Origin of the sequence: Puniceispirillum sp. (SeqCode), assembly GCF_965657105.1 — a bacterium.
Classification (GTDB): Bacteria; Pseudomonadota; Alphaproteobacteria; order Puniceispirillales; family Puniceispirillaceae; genus Puniceispirillum.
In genome coordinates, this window is sequence record NZ_CBFHNB010000013.1 from 20,636 (window position 1) to 38,470 (window position 17,835).

A 17,835-nucleotide genomic window follows, 5' to 3' on the forward strand; every position below is an offset into this window, starting at 1 on the left:
TCAAAAGGGATTATTTTTGCCACATATATAGATGATGATGCTTTTAAACCTTGATCGGCTTAATACTGTATCATTATTTTGCAAAATCACATTACCGCAAGACACGACACCGCAAGACACGACAGGCACCATTTCATGCAGCGCGCAGAGACTTCAATAATGCACAAGCCCACCGCAATAAGCCCCATTGCGTTGCGTTTGCTTATGGTTCGGTCAATCGCGATCATCACCGCAATGCTGTTGGGCCTGATCGCCACCATCACGTCAGCCAACGCCTATCTGATCCGGGATACCGAGCTGGAAGCGGGACTTGAAGACATCATAAGCCCGCTTGCCATTGCGGCTGGATTTAAAGCTGACGAGATCAAGGTGCGCATTGTGATTGCCCCCGAATATAACGCGTTTGTTGCAGGGGGGCGGACGGTTTACATAAATTCGGGGCTAATCTTGAAAGCCCAAAGTCCGGACGAGGTGATTGGCGTTCTTGCACATGAGCTTGGCCATATCGTCGCGGGGCATGTGCCGCGCCGGGGAGAGGCGATGGCCGATGCCAAGATGGCCTCGGCATTAGCAGCGATTGCGGCGATTGCGTTGGCGGCTGGCACCGGATCAAATGATGCCGCCGTTGGTGTGATGATTGGGGGTCAGGACCGCGCGCAACGTAATTTGCTGGCCTCGGTGCGCCGTGATGAATCGGTTGCTGATGAACTAGGTTTAAAGATACTTGATGATGCCGGATACTCGGCTTTGGGACTGCGCAATATGATGCAGCGCATGGCCAGTCAGCGCGCTTTGCCTGAAAGCCGTCAATCCTCTTATTACACAACGCATCCGGGTGCCGAAACGCGGCTCACCACATATCAGGATCACGTCAATCAATCAGCCGCCAGCGATAATATTCTGCCGGGACGTATAAACCGGCTGATGGCTCGCCTTGCCGCCAAAATGCGCGCCTGGACTGAAAATCCGCAAGATGTGTTGCGCTATCAGGAACCTGATCCGGTCAATACCCGCTATGGCCATGCGATTGCATCCTATCGGCGCGGAGATCTGGGCGCGGCCCTGAACGATATTGACACGCTGATCACAGGCGCGCCGGACGATGTCTTTTTTCACGAGTTTCGCGGTGATATATTATTATCAATGGGGCGTGCCAGCGATGCCGCCAGCGCTTATGAAACAGCCATAGCGGTGCGTCCCGACAGTCCGCAAATCCTTCTGAATCTGGGGCGTGCCCTGATCGCAACCAATCAGAAACCCCGACTTGATCGTGCCATTGAAGCCATCGAAAAAGCCGCCAGTCATGAGCCAGACTGGGCTTTTGTACGGCGACAGCTTGCGATTGCTTATGGCCGGTCGGGGCGTATTTCCTATGCTGATATGAGCCTAGCTGACGAAGCCTTGCTGACTGGCGACACCGACCGCGCCGTACTTTTGTCAAAGCGGGTTCTGGCACGCAAGGGTCTCGACAATATCATCCGAAACCGTGCCAATGACATTTTGTTTCGCTATGGCACCAAAGACCCATGATAACGGTTCACTTATATTACACCTTGTTGTAAGCAGATGTGTATCAGCATTGCCATGGCACAATTTGCGCAGGAGCCTTGAATGTCCAAAATCTATCACTTTGTCGTACTGACTGTTATGTCCATGTTCGCTATGGCTTTAACAGCAGGATTTACATCACCAGCGCATGCGGATGTCAAAGACAGTGATAAGGCCGCCTTTGAAGCCATTGTTAAGGACTATATCATGGCGCATCCAGAAGTCGTGCGCGATGCGCTGATGGATTTGGCTAAGCGCGAAGATCTGGCGCGCCAAGCAGTGGCCATGCAGATATTGTTTGATGATGCTGGTGACCCAAGCATGGGTAATCCCGATGGGGGTTTGGTGATCTATGAGTTTTCGGATTATAATTGCGGCTATTGCAAACGTGTTTTCGAACCGATCCAGCAAGTGTTACGCGACGATGGTGATATCCGTCTCGTGGTCAAGGAATTTCCGATCCTCAGCCAGTCCTCTCTGGTCGCGGCTCAGGCCGGTATTGCCGCCGAAATACAAGGCAAATTTACCGATTTCCATATCAATATGATGACCTATCGCGGCAAAGTCACCACCCAGAGCATAATGCAGGCCGCCACCGAGGCTGGTATCGATACCGATCAGCTGAAAATCGATATGGAAAGTCGTGCGGTTGCAACGATCATTGCACGCACAAGGCAAGCGGCCGAAGCCTTAAAACTGACCGGAACGCCAGCCTTGGTTATTGGTGATACTGTGGTGCGGGGCGCGGTAGATATTGATGAATTTCGGCGTTTAATCGCGGCCGAGCGCGCCAAACAAGGCTAAACGCCCTGTAATTTCAATAGACTTCATCCAAATTTGAGAGAAACCTCACGCATATTCGAGATAAATTTGACATAAAAGTGAAACTTTGAAGGCAAGCCCAAAGCAGGGAATATAACAATTCTATCCTTCTGTTAGAACGGATTTTGTTCTAGGGCTTTCCCTACCGGCTCATTTAAGTGTATTGTGACGCTCATGACGAAATCGAAACACATTCTGGTCCTGAACGGCCCCAACATTAATATGCTTGGCTCACGTGAACCCGATATTTACGGGCATGTGACAATGGCTGATATTGTGGCGGGCTGTGCTGAACGATGCGACAAAGCTGGCATGAGCATGGATAGCTTCCATTCAAATTGCGAAGGCGAGCTCATCACCAAGATTCAGAACGCATCTGGACAGTTTGACTGGATCGTGATCAACGCCGCCGGCCTGACACATACCTCGGTTGCCTTGCGTGACGCGCTGGCTTTATTTGCTGGTGACGTAATCGAAGTGCATATATCGAACACCCATGCCCGCGAGCCTTTCCGGCATGTTTCCCTTATTTCCGCCATTGCAAAAGGCGTTGTTGCCGGATTCGGCGCACAATCCTATTACATGGCTATTAATTTTATCGCTGATACGCTTACGGAGAGCTAAAATGGCATCTGCACCAAAATCAACTTCGTCCAAATCCGAAACCAAACTGGTCCAGGAACTGGCTGACATTCTTGATGCGTCAGGGCTGGCGGAAATCGAATATGAAACCGAAGCTGTGTCAATCCGTCTGTCACGTGTAACTGGAGCAATGCCCGTTGCGGCAGCGGCGCCTGCACCCGTTGCGCCTGCCGAAGCGACTGCCGCAGCTATAGCCGAAGCGCCTAGCGCCAGCGCGCCTACAAATCCAGCCAGCCATTCCGGCGCGGTCCCATCACCAATGGTTGGCACCGTCTATACATCGCCCGAACCTGATGCCCCTACCTTTATTTCCGAAGGCGACACTGTCAAGGCTGGTCAGACATTATTCATTGTCGAGGCCATGAAAGTGATGAATCCTATAACCGCACCAAAAGCAGGCAAAGTCTCGACTATCCTTGTGCAGAACGCCCAGCCAGTAGAATTTGGTGAAGCCCTAGTTATTATAGAATAAGTATCATGTTCAAAAAAATTCTAATTACCAATCGTGGTGACGTTGCTTTACGGGTGCTCCGTGCCTGTAAGGAAATGAATATTCCCAGTGTTATTGTCCATTCAACCGCTGATGCGGATTCCATGCCTGTCCGTTTGGCAGATGAGTCAGTCTGTATCGGCCCGCCAAGCAGCGCCGAATCCTATCTCAACATTCCGGCAATTCTGTCGGCGGCCGCCATTACTGGTGCTGATGCTGTGCATCCTGGCGTTGGTTTTCTGTCGGAAAATGCTGATTTTGCCGAAATTGTTGCGGCGCATGGGCTGACCTTTATCGGGCCAGAGCCACATCATATCCGCGCGATGGGTGACAAGGTTGAAGCCAAGATCACCGCTGAAGCGGCTGGCTTGCCTTTGGTGCCAGGTTCCCCTGGTGCAGTTCATACAATAGATGAAGCGCGCAAAATTGCCGCCAAAGTTGGCTACCCGCTTTTGGTCAAAGCTGCATCTGGTGGCGGTGGCCGCGGCATGAAGGTTGCCGAAACTGCCGATAATCTTGCCGAAGCTTTCAGCGCTGCCCGCGCCGAAGCCAAAGCTGCCTTTGGCGATGATACGGTTTATCTGGAACGCTATCTTGGCCTGCCACGTCATATCGAGGTTCAGGTCATCGCCGACGCGCATGGAAATGTTGTGCATCTTGGCGAACGCGAATGTTCGATCCAACGCCGCCATCAAAAACTTTTCGAAGAAGCCCCCTCACCGGCTTTGACCGCCGATGAACGTCACCAAATTGGCACAGTTGCCGCCGAAGCTACCCGCAAACTTGGCTATCTTGGCGTCGGCACAATGGAATTTCTTTATGAGAACGGCGAGTTCTTCTTTATCGAGATGAACACACGCCTACAAGTCGAACATCCGATCACCGAAGCCATTACCGGCATTGATCTTGTGCGCGAGCAAATTCGTATCGCGGCTGGCAAGCCTTTATCCTTTGGTCAGAAAGATGTCACATTCACTGGCCACGCGATCGAATGTCGGATCAATGCTGAACATCCCGAAACATTTATGCCGACTCCTGGCAAGGTCACGGCCTTTCATGCGGCGGGTGGCCCTGGCGTGCGGGTCGATTCCTGTCTCTATTCGGGCTATTCCGTACCGCCCTATTATGACAGCTTAATTGCCAAGCTAATCGTTTATGGTGATGACCGCGATCATTGTCTAGCGCGTTTGAAACGCGCTTTGCAGGAATTTGTTGTCGAGCCAATTCCGACCACTTTGCCGCTTCATCTGCGTTTGGTTGACGCCGATGGCATTAAAGACGGAAGCTATAATATCCGCTGGCTGGAAGAAGTTTTTCTAGCTGACTAACCAATGGGATATAGGGCTTTATTCGGGGAATAGCCGGATGCCACAGACCTATGCTTTTGCACCGGAAACATTGATCAAGGCTTATGCGCTTGGGGTGTTTCCTATGGCTGACGCGCATGACAGCGATGATATCCGCTTTTATGATCCGGAAGTGCGCGCCTTGATCCCGCTGGATGATACTGTTGGTAGGGGCATTCATATTCCCCGCCGCCTGCGCCGCACTGTGCGCAAGACCCCTTTCAATGTCACCATCGATCATGATTTTCCAGCCGTTATCAAAGGCTGCGCCGAACTGGCAGATGATCGCACTGACACCTGGATCAATAAGGATATTCGTGCGCTTTATATCGCTTTACATAAGATGGGGTTTGCCCATTCCATTGAGGTTTGGGATGACAACAGGCTTGTTGGCGGCCTCTATGGAGTGGCTTTACGCGCGGCATTCTTTGGCGAGTCCATGTTTTCACGCGCCACCGATGCCTCGAAAATAGCCCTTGTACATCTTATGGCTCGGCTAAAGGCTGGTGGCTTTCAGATACTTGATGCGCAGTTCACCAACCCACATCTGGTGCAATTCGGCATCACTGAAATATCACGCGACGCCTTTCAGGATAGGCTGGCACAGGCGATGGCATCATCAGCTGATCTGCGGCTTGGCACCGCAGCAGATGAATTGACAATCGGGTTTCTGGACACGCTATCAAAGCCAGTGGACAGCTAACCTATTGCGCACGACATGAGAGTAAAGTGATGTCATATACTGGATGCTCCATAGCCGACACCGCAGGACTCGAAGAAAACATCCAGCCGGTAAAGACGGACTTTGGCGCTAATGACGGATCATGGCCACGATCAAGTATCGTTAAAAAAGCTACATTTTCAGGTGTTTCTTCGGGGGGTCGAAACGCACAACGATTGACAGTCAATTCCAATGTGCCAAACCGCAAAGGCGCATCTATCGCTGTCGTCAATGTGGTAATCCGGGCGGTGATTTTATCCAGCCCTTGCAGGATAACTATTTTGCCATCTATCCATTCAGCCGCAACAGGCGTGGCGTGACTGACAAACAGTAGCATAGAGGCAAATGCGATTTTGGCTTTTGCTATGTTAAGCCTGCGCCACACGGGGTTAGTTCGTGCCACCATCTGCCCCTGCGAAAACGGCTTTGCCCAAAAGATCGGTAAGGCTCACCGGATCGCGTGTGTCATAGATAATGGCGCCTGGGGCCAGCATGTCTAGGTCGGCACCTGGCATAAGCTCCAGATAATTTCCACCCAGCAATGACGCCGCGGTAATTCGTGCCGAACTATCAGCTGGGATCATGATGTCAGGATTGATCGCCATGGCAATACGTGCGCTATAGGTATCTGGATCAAGCGTCTGGGATGTTATGCGACCAATCTTGATGCCTGATATACGCACATCATCACCAACCGATAAGCCGCCTGTGGCACCAAATTCAGCTTGTATTTCATACCCGTTAGCGCCCTGAATATCAGCCGCTTCATAGGCAAGCGTGACAAAGCCAGCGGCGGCAAGAAGCACCACAGCACCCATTATCATTTCAAGAGTATTTCGCTGCATTTATCATCTCCCTGCTTTACTAGGGTTATCCATCAGCAACACTACAGCACATGCGCCATATTTGTTGCTAGACAGCATTATCAGACCGGCGTCCATGGCTCATAATCACCAGTCGCTGCCTGACGTTTACCGCTTTTGAGCACATGTCCTTCTGGGCGATGTGCATATTTTGTACCGGTCAGATTTGGCATATGATCGGCTTGCCAGTCATGACGCCTATAGCCACCGCTTGGGGGTGGGCTATCTTCGGTATGATGCAACCAGCCATGCCAATCCGCTGGCACCTTTGATGCTTCTGGCATACCGCTATAACGAACATAACGCCGCGGCGGCTTGCCTGGGCGCGCCTTACGTTCTTCAAAATAACGATTACCATGCTCGTCACCACCGATTTCACGGGCGGTCAGCTTCAACAACATCAAAGTTACAATATCCATAAGTATGTTTCCCTATCTATGGGCTGAATATAGTCTAGAAGTTACTTCGGCGTCCATAGGTGTGCCGACACAGCTAGATAATTTTTTTGCGTGAACATCTGTTTTTGCCAAAACACGCTCTGACAGGATCAAAAGTAGAAAATTCATCTCAAAAAAAAACCATCTCACCAACCTCTGATATCTAATACAACAAAAACACAAAACTCTTTGTCTCTCATATAGTTGTCACGAATCGTTGAATCAGATGCTTAAAACCTATGTGGGAAATGAGAAAAAAAAATCCCCAAAAACGCATATTTTCAGCATTTATCTATTTACCATTTCGGTCAACATAATGTAGGTTGATCATTCGCTGGCCGCTATATGTAGTAGGTAAGCGCAAAATCATTGCAAAGATTTCTTAACATATAGAAATTACAAGTAAAATTGCCATCGCGCACTAACTCAGACCCCATTAGAGGACGAATACATGCATTTTGAAAGACGATTCACCCAGGACGGAGCCAACCCTTACGACAAACTAGCTTTCAGGTTCGCCACCAGTGAAATCCGTAATCCTGACGGCACAATTGTGTTTCGGGCTGAGAACGTAGAAATTCCAGAGCAGTTTTCACAAGTTGCAACCGATATACTTGCGCAGAAATATTTCCGTAAAGCCGGTGTGCCTGCGGTATTAAAACGTGTCGAAGAAAGCGCTGTACCATCATGGCTTTGGCGTTCGATTCCTGATGAAGCGGCTTTGGCCAAACTGCCTGAGGATGAGCGCTTTACCGGCGAAACATCAGCCAAGCAGGTTTTTGACCGGCTTGCGGGCACTTGGACCTATTGGGGCTGGAAAGGTGGTTATTTCTCTACCGAACAGGATGCCCAGGTTTATTTTGATGAAATGCGCTTCATGCTGGCCAACCAGATGGCCGCGCCAAATTCGCCGCAATGGTTCAATACGGGCATGCATTGGGCTTATGGCATCGATGGCCCAAGCCAAGGTCATCATTATGTCGATTTCCAAACCGGCAAGCTAACCCGTTCGACAAGTGCTTATGAGCATCCCCAGCCACATGCCTGTTTCATCCAGTCTGTCAGCGACGATCTGGTCAATGAAGGCGGCATTATGGATCTGTGGGTGCGTGAAGCCCGTCTGTTCAAATATGGTTCGGGCACCGGATCAAACTTCAGCCGCTTGCGCGGCTCGGGTGAAAATCTGTCCGGTGGTGGTAAATCATCTGGCCTGATGAGTTTTTTGCGTATTGGTGACCGGGCTGCTGGTGCGATCAAGTCTGGCGGCACAACCCGCCGCGCCGCGAAAATGGTGACTGTCGATATTGACCATCCTGATATCGAAGAATATGTCGATTGGAAAGTTGTCGAAGAACAAAAGGTTGCCGCCCTTGTCGCGGGATCAAAATTGGCACAAAAACATATGGGCGAGGTCATGTCTGCCTGCCAGATCACCGATGGGCTAGATGATGATGAGCGCTTTGACCCCAAGGTCAATAAAGTGCTACGCAAAGCTATTATTTCAGCCCGTAAATCGATGATTCCTGAAAATTACGTTCAGCGTGTGATTCAGTTTGCCCAGCAAGGTTATAACGAAATTGAATTCAAGACCTATGATACCGACTGGGATTCAGATGCCTATCTAACCGTTGCTGGTCAGAATTCAAACAATTCGGTTCGCGTTAGCAATGACTATCTTCAGGCGGTGCTTGACGGTGGTGACTGGAATTTGATCAAACGCCGCGATGATGGCGTTGCCAAAACCATCAAAGCCAAGGATCTTTGGGAAAAGATTGCGCATGCTGCATGGGCCTGTGCTGATCCGGGTCTGCAATATGACACCACAATCAATGAATGGCATACCTGCCCTGAAGGTGGCCGGATCAACGCGTCCAATCCATGCTCGGAATATATGTTCCTTGATGATACTGCGTGTAATCTGGCGTCATTGAACCTAATGCAGTTCCGCAAACAAGACGGCACATTCGATATCGAGATGTTCGAACATGGCTGTCGTTTCTGGACACTAACGCTGGAAATTTCGGTTTTGATGGCGCAGTTCCCCTCAAAGGAAATTGCCCAGCTATCATATGAATATCGTACATTAGGTTTGGGTTTTGCCAATATCGGTGGCTTGCTGATGGCACAAGGCCATTCATATGACAGTGATGAAGGCCGTGCCATATGTGGTGCTATTTCGGCGATCATGACCGGCACATCCTATGCCACATCAGCTGAAATCGCTGGTGAAGTAGGTCCCTTCCCGCAATATAAGAAAAACGCCAAACATATGCTGCGGGTGATGAAGAACCATCGTCTGGCCGCGCATAGCAAGGCGTCAGGTTATAAAGGCCTGTCGATCCTGCCTGTGCCACTTGACGCAAAATCATGCCCGGATCAGGATCTGGTCAGCGCGGCAAAAGCCGCATGGGACAAGGCTGTCGATCTTGGTACCAAGAATGGTTACCGCAACGCTCAATCTACCGTTATCGCACCAACTGGTACCATCGGTCTGGTTATGGATTGTGATACCACCGGAATTGAGCCGGATTTTGCTATCGTAAAGTTCAAAAAGCTGGCCGGCGGCGGTTACTTCAAGATTATTAACCGTGTTGTTCCCGAAGCCTTGGATAGGCTTGGCTATAGCAAGGATCAGGTCAAAGACATTATCAATTATGCCGTTGGTGCGGGATCATTGAAAAACTGTCAGTCGGTTTCGGTCAATGCGCTAAAAGATAAGGGCTTTGGCGATGCCGAACTGGCAAAAGTCGAAGCTGCTATGGAAAGCGCCTTTGATGTGAAATTTGTCTTCAATCGCTTCACCCTTGGCGACGAATTCTGCAAGGAAAAATTGGGCTTTTCGGATGAACAGTTGAATGATTTCGAATTCAACATGCTCGAAGAGCTTGGCTTTGACAAAGACGCAGTTGAAGCGGCTAACATACATGTTTGTGGATCAATGACACTCGAGGGTGCGCCGCATCTAAAAGACGAACATCTACCTATCTTTGACTGTGCCAATGTATGCGGACGTATTGGTAAACGCTTCCTGTCGGTTGATAGCCACATCACCATGATGGCAGCATCCCAGCCATTTATTTCAGGCGCGATTTCCAAGACTATCAATATGCCGAATGCGGCCACAGTTGAAGAATGCGGTGCAGCCTACATGCTGTCATGGCGTCTTGGCCTGAAAGCCAATGCACTATATCGTGACGGATCAAAACTGAGCCAACCTTTGTCATCTGGCCTTGTTGAAGATATCGAAGATGATGATGAGGCCATGGCCGCACTGGAAACACCGGTGGCTGCTGCCGCGCCGCAGGTGATCGAGAAAATCGTCGAGCGTATTGTCCGTGCCGAACGTGACCGCCTACCTGACCGCCGAAAAGGCTATACACAAAAAGCCAGCGTTGGTGGACATAAGGTCTATCTGCGGACAGGTGAATATGAAGATGGCCGCATCGGCGAGGTCTTTATCGATATGCATAAGGAAGGTGCAGCTTTCCGCTCGTTGATGAATAACTTTGCCATCGCTGTATCGATTGGTCTGCAATATGGCGTCCCACTCGAAGAGTTTGTCGAGGCCTTTACCTTTACCCGTTTCGAGCCTCAAGGCATCGTGACTGGCAATGATGCGATCAAGATGTCAACATCGATTCTCGATTACACATTCCGCGAACTGGCGATTTCATATCTTGATCGCCACGATCTTGGGCATGTTAATCGTGACGATCTTGACGTCACCACAACCGGCAGCGGTGAAAATCAGTCTGAGCTTATGAACAAGGTCACCAGCCGTGGCTTTATCCGCAAGCAAGGCCTTGTTGTGTACTCGAATGACGGTGCCGCGGCCATTGCCGAGCCTGTTGCCGAAACGGTATCAGAAGCTGCCAGCATCACGACAATGCGCACAGCTGAAGCGCCAGCTGCCAAGGCTGACGCAGGGGCTATGGCCAGCGCTGATACAGCACCAAAGATTGCCATTGAACGAGTGCAACAGGCACGGATTCAAGGCTATGAAGGTGAAGCCTGTCCTGAATGTCAGAACTTTACCCTTGTTCGCAACGGAACCTGTCTGAAATGTAATACCTGTGGTGGCACTACAGGATGTAGCTAGGCTCTCCCTGCAGAGCAACCTGCAGAACTAGCCTCATACCTCCGGGTATGAGGCTTTTTTCTGATCTGAAATAGGCGAAAATGGGTATCGGAAACGCTTGTCCTGACCAGAGGTTTGTGCGACGTTCCGTATATTCTTTTAGCCACATCAAAATTAAGGGAACTTGAAATCATGACAAGCAAGGTCGAAACACGTTTGAACGAAATGGGCATAACAATTCCTGATGCACCGGCACCGGCAGCAAATTATGTCCCCTATGTTGTCAGCGGCAATCTAGTTTTTGTATCGGGTCAGGTGCCCTTTGTTGATGGCAAACTGACCGCCACCGGCACCGTTGGTAAAGACGCCAGCCCCGAAGACGCCATTGAACAGGCGCGTATCTGTGCGATTAATTTGATCGCCCAGGTCAAGGTTGCTTGTGACGGTGATCTCGATCGTGTCACACGTGTTGTTAAACTTGGTGCCTTTGTCGCCTCGGCTGATGATTTCAATGGTCAGCCTGGCATCGTCAATGGCGCTTCTGATCTGATGGTCGAAGCCTTTGGTGACGCAGGCCGCCATGCACGTTTCGCAGTTGGCACAAATGCCCTGCCGCTGAACTGTCTTGTCGAAATTGATGGTGTTTTTGAAATCAAATAGCCGTTAAATATGACGATGCGGATAGACCATCATCTGTTATTAACAGCCGAATTATGGTCAATCTTAAAATCATCTAACAATATGCGCCGACCCCCTTGTAGGGTCGGCTTTTTATTGCCATTTTCTTATATATGGACGGTCTCGATTTTACCCTAGAACAATCCCGCGACATTAGCGCAATTAGCGCTGATGAATGGAATCAACTGGCTGGCGAAGGCAACCCCTTTGTCCGGCATGAATTTCTGCAAGCCATGGAAACTGGCGGCGCAGTCGGTAATGATAGTGGCTGGGATCCCCTGCATCTTCTTCTGCGTGACAGTGAAGGCAGTTTACTTGGCGTGGTGCCGCATTACATCAAGCATCATTCCTATGGTGAATATATTTTTGATCATAGCTGGGCAGACGGCTTTATGCGCGCAGGCGGACAGTATTACCCAAAATTGCTAGGAGCGGTGCCTTTTACACCTGCCTCAGGGCCACGGTTGCTAGCGCGCGATAATCGCGACGATATCAAGGCTGCACTTGCTTATGGCATTACCCAAATGGTTGATAAATACGGTCTATCCTCGGCACATCTGAATTTTCTGCCCGAAGGTGATCTGCCCGCATTAGAGGCGGCGGGATGGTTAATCCGTTCGGGTTTGCAATTTCACTGGCATAATAATGGCTATAAGGATTTTAACGATTTCCTCTCTGGCCTCTCCTCACGCAAGCGCAAGAACATCAAAAAAGAACGCCAGTCGGTTCGCGACGCCGGTGTCCGCATGATCGCCCTGACAGGTGATGACATCACCTCAGCATATATCGACATTTTTTTCCGTTTCTATATATCAACAATCGACCGCAAATGGGGTGGCGCCTATCTAACGCATGACGTATTCAGGTATCTTCAACAGACGATGGCTGATAAAATCTTGCTGGTAATGGCTGAATATGAAGGCCGGATTATTGCCGGTGCGATAAATTTTATCGGTGATGATTGTCTGTATGGACGTAATTGGGGTGCCGATCTAGATATTCCGAATTTGCATTTCGAAACCTGTTATTATCAGGCTATCGATTTTGCCATTACCCACGGCCTTGCCCGCGTCGAAGCTGGCGCACAAGGCTTTCATAAAGTCCAACGCGGTTATTTGCCTGCCAAAACCTATTCGGCACACTGGATCGCACATGACGGATTCAAGGATGCCATTGCTCGATTTTTATCAGCGGAAAGCCGCGGCATCGAAGCCGAAAAGAACCATATCGATTTTGTCAGCCCGTTTAAGAAAAACAGCTAGCCATCCTGTGGTGCGGGCAAGGCCGTACGTTTACCGCTAGGCAAGGCACGTTGCGGCGGGGCTTTCACCTCGACCACAAGTTCATCATCCTTGACATCGACAAAGGCGAGACCGCCACCGGCAAGCTCGCCAAAAAGCAACGCATCGGCAAGTGGCTTTTTGATGCTTTCCTGCACAACGCGCGCCAGCGGTCGGGCACCATAATTACGGTCATAACCGCGAATAGCCAACCAGTCACGCGCTGCCTCACTCAACTCAATCTCGACATTACGATCTGCCAGCTGGGCATCAAGCTGCATCATGAATTTATCAACAACAAGCCGGATTACATCACTTTCCAATGGCGCAAACGGAATCATCGCATCAAGACGGTTACGGAATTCAGGCGTGAACATTTTCTCAATCGCTTCGATATCGGCACCATCATTCATATCACGGCCAAAGCCGATCGCCTTTTTCGATAGCTCCTGCGCCCCTGCATTCGTCGTCATAATCAGAATGACATTGCGGAAATCGACTGATTTACCGTTATTATCCGTCAACTTGCCATGATCCATCACCTGCAACAGAATATTGAACAAATCAGGATGTGCTTTTTCAATCTCATCAAGCAATAGCACCGCATGTGGCGTTTGATCGACAGCATCGGTCAACAAACCGCCTTGATCAAAGCCAACATAGCCAGGAGGCGCCCCGATCAGGCGCGACACGGTATGCCGTTCCATATATTCGGACATATCAAACCGGATCAGCTTAATACCAAGCGCTTCGGCCAATTGCCGCGCAACTTCGGTCTTGCCAACACCCGTAGGGCCAGAGAACAGATAATTACCAACCGGCTTTTCAACTTCACGCAAACCAGCACGTGATAATTTGATGGCCGAAGACAGCGCTGATATCGCCACATCCTGTCCAAAGACCAGACGTTTTAGATCGTCTTCAAGCGTTGCCAGAACCGCCTTATCATCACGACTAACATGCTTTGACGGAATACGCGCCATCGTTGCAACTGTCGCTTCGATTTCCTTTTGACCCACCGTGGCCTTACGACGCGATGGTGCCAGAAGATTTTGGGCGGCGGCAGCTTCGTCAATCACATCGATTGCTTTGTCAGGCAGCTTGCGGTCATTAATATAGCGTGCTGCCAGATCAACGGCTGTCTTTAGGGCGGCACCTGTATAGCGAATTTTATGATGTGCCTCATAGCGGCTTTTCAGACCATTCAGAATTTTGATGGTATCGGCCACAGTCGGCTCAGCCACATCAATTTTCTGGAAGCGGCGAACCAGCGCCCGGTCTTTTTCAAAATGACCCCGATATTCTTTATAGGTCGTTGAACCGATACAGCGCAGATTACCTTCCTGCAATGCTGGTTTTAACAGGTTAGAGGCGTCCATAGCCCCACCAGAAGTTGCACCAGCACCAATCACTGTATGAATTTCATCGATGAACAGAATGGCATTTTCATCATTTTCAACCGCTTTCATAACGGCTTTGAGACGTTCTTCAAAATCACCACGATAGCGCGTGCCTGCCAGCAACTGCCCCATATCAAGAGAATAAATGACAGCATTTGTCAGCACTTCCGGCACTTCACCATTATGAATGCGCAAAGCCAGACCTTCGGCAATCGCAGTCTTACCAACGCCCGGATCACCAACATAAAGCGGGTTGTTCTTGGTACGGCGACATAGCACCTGAATCGTACGATCAACTTCACGGTCACGCCCAATTAGCGGGTCAATGCGACCATTCGCGGCCTTGGCGATCAGATTAACTGCATATTGGCTAAGCGGATCACTGCCAGCATCATCAATAGGCTCGCCTTCAGTCTGATCTTCGGTACCGCGCGCGATATTGCCATCCTTGCCGTGGCTTAGGAACGATACCGCGTCAAGACGGGTCATATTAAGTGATTTCAAAAACCATACGGCATGGCTTTCACGCTCGGAAAAGATCGAAACCAGAACATTGGCACCTGTGGCAACTTCACGACCAGATGACTGCGTATGGATAATGGCACGCTGAATCACACGCTGGAAAGACGCGGTTGGCTGGACATCAAGCCCATCCTTAGCACTGACAATCGATTCGAGTTCGACTTCGATATATTCTTGTAATTTGCGCGCTAGCTCCTGAATATCAACATTACAGGCATTCAAGACCTCAAGCGCATCGCTATCTTCGGTCAGGGCAAGCAATAGATGTTCAAGCGTTGCAAATTCATGCGCACGTGTTGTCGCATTCGACATGGCGCGGCGTAGGGACTCTTCCAGTTCACGAGACAACATTTACCCTATTCCTTTTCCAATTGAAGTTGCAACGGATGCTCTTTTTGACGTGCATATTCCATAGTCTTACTAGCTTTTGTTTCGGCAATTTCAAAACTGTATATGCCACAGATACCAACACCACGTTGATGGACATTCAGCATGATCTGCGTCGCTTCATCAGCCGTGCGGCCAAAGAAATGCTGCAAAACATGCACAACAAATTCCATCGGCGTATAGTCGTCATTCATCATCACGACCTTATACATTGACGGCTTTTTTGTCTGAGTTCGGCTTTCCAGAATAATCTGGCCCGATCCTCCATCCTGTTTTTTATCTTTATCTGTCATAATCAGCTCGCTGGCATGAACGAATGCCGCACCTCTATCTTATAGTATTTAACATTATACCTAAATTACTAGATACCGCTACATAAGGCTTCCTAGAGTTATGATATCGGCATTAAATGCCGCTGGAAAAGGGGTTGAATAAAAAAAAATCATCTCTAAGCGCCTTATACAAAGCAACTATTGATAAAAAGGTAAAAAATTGGGCAAGATTCTTGATTGAAAACTTAATTCCGGTATGATTCATGCACAAGTGGATTGGGTTAACGCGCCGGTTGGGTGCTTGTCAGGAACGCATTTTATGGCTGTTATAAATATCTGCTTAACTGCTATGACCAAAGCCAAGATATGGCTGAGCCGTGGGCTTTGCAATGGGTTGGGCAATGGGTTGGGCAATGGGTTGGGCAATGTCATCGATAGGCCCGATCATGCTAGCAACGCCCACCTTATCAGCGTCAAAAGACCGCAGGCGAAAAGACTGTGGGCAAAAAGACTGTGGGCAAAAAGACTGCGGGCGTTTTTCATATTTATGATGCTGTCATGTGGTGCCCTGATCTGGCCGCACCAAGCCATGGCTGCCAAATATGCCTCAATCGTCATCAATGCTGATACTGGCCGGGTCATGTATGCGCGGAATGCCGATGCCATGCGCTATCCGGCATCTTTGACAAAAATCATGACGCTGTATCTGTTGTTCGAAGAAATCAAATCAGGCCGCATGGATATGAATTCGCGGATTGACGTATCCAGACTTGCTGCTAGCCGTTCACCATCAAAACTATATCTGAAACCCGGCCAGTCAATCAGTGCTGAGCAAGCTATCTACGCGCTGGTGACCAAGTCAGCCAACGATGTAGCGACCGCCGTTGCCGAAGCCATTTCAGGAACCGAACGAAGTTTTGCCAAGCGGATGACGCGTAAAGCGCGCGCGCTGGGCATGCGCAAAACAGTGTTCAAAAATGCTTCTGGCTTGCCGCACAGCCAGCAAAAGACAACCGCACGCGATATGGCGCGACTTGCGGTTGCTATGCGGCGTGATTTCCCGCGCCTATACGGTTATTTCAGCACGCAGAGCTTTAACTGGAAAGGCCGTAAATTTGGCAATCATAACAAGTTGCTGGCGCATTATTCAGGCACCGATGGCATTAAGACCGGCTATATCAATGCTTCCGGTTTCAATCTGGTGGCTTCGGTCAAGCGGCATGGTGTGCGGCTGATTGGTGTGGTCTTTGGCGGTAAAACATCACGGTCACGCGATGCGCATATGATGAAAATTCTGGACGCACAATTCAAGCGGGCAAAGCCTGCGGATATCAGCGCCCAGGTCGCCGCAGTCGATATGCCACAAAAACTGCCAAAATCCCCTCCCAAACGTAGCAATCTGATCAAAGTCAGGCGGCTTGCCAAGTTACCTTTGCCAAAAGAGGAATTTCTGGATTCGACCGATATTGCCAGCCATTCCCCTGCTGGTGTACAGACATCATCCGACGCTATACCCGACGTAACTTTTGACCCAGCCGCAACTTATGACGAGATCTGGAGCGTTCAGATTGGCAGTTTTGCCCGCCGCGTCAATGCCCATCGGGCGGCCGCCAAAGCGCGGCGTATGGTCGATAATGTGCTTGGCATGACACCAGCACGACTGACATTGGTGACAAATGGCAATATGCCATTGTGGCGCGTACGCTTTCATGATCTTGATGAAACCCAGGCGCGATCCGCCTGTGCGGCATTATTCGCCGAAGGAAGCCCCTGTATTGCGGTGCGCGAGCAAATTCGGGATACAAGTTAGTCTGGCACGTTAGTCTGTCACGTTAGTCTGTCACGTTAGTCTGGCACGTTAGTCTGGCACTAGCAAACTATCGATTTATAAAGCGGAACAGCATCACGGTTTGAAAAAATTATCCAGATGCGGCACATCCGAATCAGGTTTCAACCATAAGGGGTGACTGATGGCGAATATCTGGCCGCGCACCCGCAACATATCATTATCATCAAGCGCACCTGGCGCAATGGATGTGCGCCCCTCGCCGTGCATACGGTAGAACATACATGCTCCACACGTTGAACAGAAGCCGCGTTTGGCCCAGCTGGAACTATCATACCAGCGCAATGCATTTGATGATGAGGTGATCTTGAAACAATGATCCGGCACCGACGTCGATGCCCAGCTGGTGCCCGAAATCCGGCGGCAATCATCACAGTGACAAATCAAAAGCGGTGTCAAAGGCCCAATCAGGCGAAAGCGTACCGCCCCACAATGGCACCCACCATCAAAATATTTATCCTCAGTTCCGGTAATTGTCTCCAGCATCATAACTCTCCATTTCA

At 49.9% G+C, this 17,835-nt stretch carries 16 protein-coding genes; 10 read left to right on the forward strand and 6 right to left on the reverse strand.

Annotation, left to right across the window (positions count from 1 at the left end):
* Positions 1-159: 159 nt before the first annotated feature.
* The 6 genes from ACTF7Q_RS03270 (at position 160) to aat (ending at position 5,551) form a co-directional block, all read left to right on the forward strand.
* Positions 160-1,530: a M48 family metalloprotease gene (locus ACTF7Q_RS03270; RefSeq protein WP_438996420.1), complete on the forward strand. Its 1,371-nt coding sequence runs from the start codon at positions 160-162 to the stop codon at positions 1,528-1,530.
* Between the two features lie 81 nt (positions 1,531-1,611).
* The gene (locus ACTF7Q_RS03275; protein ID WP_438996421.1) at positions 1,612-2,352 is read left to right on the forward strand and encodes a DsbA family protein; all 741 of its coding nucleotides are present in this window, start codon (positions 1,612-1,614) and stop codon (positions 2,350-2,352) included.
* 192 nt (positions 2,353-2,544) lie between these two features.
* Complete coding sequence (gene aroQ / locus ACTF7Q_RS03280; RefSeq protein WP_438996422.1) at positions 2,545-2,994, forward strand: type II 3-dehydroquinate dehydratase; 450 nt, start codon at positions 2,545-2,547, stop codon at positions 2,992-2,994.
* 1 nt (position 2,995) lies between these two features.
* Entirely contained in the window at positions 2,996-3,484 is a 489-nt protein-coding gene (accB, locus tag ACTF7Q_RS03285) for an acetyl-CoA carboxylase biotin carboxyl carrier protein (RefSeq protein ID WP_438996423.1), read from the forward strand.
* A gap of 5 nt (positions 3,485-3,489) precedes the next feature.
* Positions 3,490-4,830 (forward strand): acetyl-CoA carboxylase biotin carboxylase subunit, encoded by a 1,341-nt coding sequence (gene accC / locus ACTF7Q_RS03290; RefSeq protein ID WP_438996424.1) that lies wholly within the window; start codon positions 3,490-3,492, stop codon positions 4,828-4,830.
* 37 nt (positions 4,831-4,867) lie between these two features.
* Positions 4,868-5,551: a leucyl/phenylalanyl-tRNA--protein transferase gene (gene aat, locus ACTF7Q_RS03295; protein ID WP_438996425.1), complete on the forward strand. Its 684-nt coding sequence runs from the start codon at positions 4,868-4,870 to the stop codon at positions 5,549-5,551.
* Position 5,552: 1 nt separating this feature from the next.
* Here aat and ACTF7Q_RS03300 read toward each other — a convergent pair whose 3' ends face one another.
* The 3 genes from ACTF7Q_RS03300 to ACTF7Q_RS03310 form a co-directional block, all read right to left on the reverse strand.
* A complete protein-coding gene (locus ACTF7Q_RS03300; RefSeq protein ID WP_438996426.1) occupies positions 5,553-5,972 on the reverse strand; it encodes a DUF2155 domain-containing protein in 420 nt (139 codons plus the stop codon).
* Positions 5,959-6,414 (reverse strand): outer membrane lipid asymmetry maintenance protein MlaD, encoded by a 456-nt coding sequence (gene mlaD / locus ACTF7Q_RS03305; RefSeq protein ID WP_438996427.1) that lies wholly within the window; start codon positions 6,412-6,414, stop codon positions 5,959-5,961. Before mlaD ends, ACTF7Q_RS03300 begins: the two co-directional genes overlap by 14 nt.
* Before the next feature lie 80 nt (positions 6,415-6,494).
* Positions 6,495-6,851, reverse strand: a complete 357-nt coding sequence (locus ACTF7Q_RS03310; protein WP_438996428.1) for an NADH:ubiquinone oxidoreductase subunit NDUFA12 — start codon at positions 6,849-6,851, stop codon at positions 6,495-6,497.
* A gap of 469 nt (positions 6,852-7,320) precedes the next feature.
* Between ACTF7Q_RS03310 and ACTF7Q_RS03315 the strand changes: the two genes are divergently transcribed.
* The 3 genes from ACTF7Q_RS03315 (at position 7,321) to ACTF7Q_RS03325 (ending at position 12,887) form a co-directional block, all read left to right on the forward strand.
* Positions 7,321-10,968 (forward strand): vitamin B12-dependent ribonucleotide reductase, encoded by a 3,648-nt coding sequence (locus tag ACTF7Q_RS03315; RefSeq protein ID WP_438996429.1) that lies wholly within the window; start codon positions 7,321-7,323, stop codon positions 10,966-10,968.
* Positions 10,969-11,139: 171 nt separating this feature from the next.
* Complete coding sequence (locus tag ACTF7Q_RS03320) at positions 11,140-11,607, forward strand: RidA family protein (RefSeq protein ID WP_438996430.1); 468 nt, start codon at positions 11,140-11,142, stop codon at positions 11,605-11,607.
* Between the two features lie 131 nt (positions 11,608-11,738).
* Positions 11,739-12,887: a GNAT family N-acetyltransferase gene (locus tag ACTF7Q_RS03325; RefSeq protein ID WP_438996431.1), complete on the forward strand. Its 1,149-nt coding sequence runs from the start codon at positions 11,739-11,741 to the stop codon at positions 12,885-12,887.
* On the opposite strand, the gene clpA is transcribed toward ACTF7Q_RS03325, so the two are convergent.
* Both clpA and clpS read right to left on the reverse strand, forming a co-directional pair.
* Positions 12,884-15,178 carry an ATP-dependent Clp protease ATP-binding subunit ClpA gene (gene clpA / locus ACTF7Q_RS03330; RefSeq protein WP_438996432.1) on the reverse strand — a complete coding sequence of 765 codons (2,295 nt, stop codon included), beginning with the start codon at positions 15,176-15,178 and terminating at the stop codon, positions 12,884-12,886. The two genes, ACTF7Q_RS03325 and clpA, sit on opposite strands and share 4 nt — an antisense overlap.
* Before the next feature lie 5 nt (positions 15,179-15,183).
* Positions 15,184-15,507 (reverse strand): ATP-dependent Clp protease adapter ClpS, encoded by a 324-nt coding sequence (gene clpS, locus ACTF7Q_RS03335; protein WP_041860787.1) that lies wholly within the window; start codon positions 15,505-15,507, stop codon positions 15,184-15,186.
* A gap of 568 nt (positions 15,508-16,075) precedes the next feature.
* Between clpS and ACTF7Q_RS03340 the strand changes: the two genes are divergently transcribed.
* The gene (locus ACTF7Q_RS03340; RefSeq protein WP_438996433.1) at positions 16,076-17,296 is read left to right on the forward strand and encodes a D-alanyl-D-alanine carboxypeptidase family protein; all 1,221 of its coding nucleotides are present in this window, start codon (positions 16,076-16,078) and stop codon (positions 17,294-17,296) included.
* A gap of 93 nt (positions 17,297-17,389) precedes the next feature.
* Here ACTF7Q_RS03340 and ACTF7Q_RS03345 read toward each other — a convergent pair.
* On the reverse strand, positions 17,390-17,835 hold a 446-nt coding region (locus ACTF7Q_RS03345), incomplete at its 5' end, for a GFA family protein (protein WP_438996434.1).

Excerpts from the sequence above, each read along its gene's own strand:
- ACTF7Q_RS03270 (WP_438996420.1), top strand. The coding sequence starts at position 160 with ATGCACAAGCCCACCGCAATAAGCCCCATTGCGTTGCGTTTGCTTATG.
- ACTF7Q_RS03275 (WP_438996421.1), top strand. The coding sequence starts at position 1,612 with ATGTCCAAAATCTATCACTTTGTCGTACTGACTGTTATGTCCATGTTC.
- aroQ (WP_438996422.1), top strand. The coding sequence starts at position 2,545 with ATGACGAAATCGAAACACATTCTGGTCCTGAACGGCCCCAACATTAAT.
- accB (WP_438996423.1), top strand. The coding sequence starts at position 2,996 with ATGGCATCTGCACCAAAATCAACTTCGTCCAAATCCGAAACCAAACTG.
- accC (WP_438996424.1), top strand. The coding sequence starts at position 3,490 with ATGTTCAAAAAAATTCTAATTACCAATCGTGGTGACGTTGCTTTACGG.
- aat (WP_438996425.1), top strand. The coding sequence starts at position 4,868 with ATGCCACAGACCTATGCTTTTGCACCGGAAACATTGATCAAGGCTTAT.
- mlaD (WP_438996427.1), bottom strand. The coding sequence starts at position 6,414 with ATGCAGCGAAATACTCTTGAAATGATAATGGGTGCTGTGGTGCTTCTT.
- ACTF7Q_RS03310 (WP_438996428.1), bottom strand. The coding sequence starts at position 6,851 with ATGGATATTGTAACTTTGATGTTGTTGAAGCTGACCGCCCGTGAAATC.
- ACTF7Q_RS03315 (WP_438996429.1), top strand. The coding sequence starts at position 7,321 with ATGCATTTTGAAAGACGATTCACCCAGGACGGAGCCAACCCTTACGAC.
- ACTF7Q_RS03320 (WP_438996430.1), top strand. The coding sequence starts at position 11,140 with ATGACAAGCAAGGTCGAAACACGTTTGAACGAAATGGGCATAACAATT.
- ACTF7Q_RS03325 (WP_438996431.1), top strand. The coding sequence starts at position 11,739 with ATGGACGGTCTCGATTTTACCCTAGAACAATCCCGCGACATTAGCGCA.
- clpA (WP_438996432.1), bottom strand. The coding sequence starts at position 15,178 with ATGTTGTCTCGTGAACTGGAAGAGTCCCTACGCCGCGCCATGTCGAAT.
- clpS (WP_041860787.1), bottom strand. The coding sequence starts at position 15,507 with ATGACAGATAAAGATAAAAAACAGGATGGAGGATCGGGCCAGATTATT.
- ACTF7Q_RS03340 (WP_438996433.1), top strand. The coding sequence starts at position 16,076 with ATGGCTGCCAAATATGCCTCAATCGTCATCAATGCTGATACTGGCCGG.